We start from the raw sequence: 551 nt of genomic DNA, 5'->3' as shown, positions 1-551 counted from the left end.
TTGAAAAGTATTCTTATCGATTAGTATGGAGAAATGATTAGCATACAGGCGGGCATAGCTTAACGAGAGATCAAAAGCCTGCTTAGCCAAACTTAAACGCCCTCCCCATTCGTCGCCCATCCCTGATCTGGCAATACGTTCTAATTCGCTTTCGAAATGAGAGAAACGATTCAACAGAGCATCTTCTTGATAGAACAGCTCAGCTGTAAGATCGTTTTGATAGCAGCGAAAAAGAGCCATCTCTGACGAGAGTCTGATATCACTAAAATCAGTCAATAAGGGTTTAGTGAAGTCAACTGGTGATATGACATCAAGCGCATTAGCACCCTCTACTCGCCCCCAGAACAAGGTTTGACGTCCAAGCTTTGCAACGCAATCCGAAAAACTTACCTGCAACCAGGCTTCATTTAACTCTCTATTCGTATAGGACTCTCCATAGTCACGAGATAGATTCTCTGGAGAGAAAAAGTGTGTTACCTCATAATCTATACGTGCATACGCACCCGACCAAAGGGGTGTATCCAGCTCAAGCCTCATACCAATATTTGACT

Annotated in this window: 1 protein-coding gene; it reads right to left on the bottom strand. The window is 43.4% G+C overall.

The features are described 5' to 3' along the window. Positions 1-551 (bottom strand): DUF1302 family protein (locus A3761_RS28200; RefSeq protein ID WP_197473236.1); only part of this gene is annotated, 551 nt, incomplete at both ends.

It is taken from the genome of Oleiphilus sp. HI0123, assembly GCF_001635315.1.
Note: the sequence above shows the minus strand (reverse complement) of the source record. Positions and strands in the feature narration are given on the sequence as shown.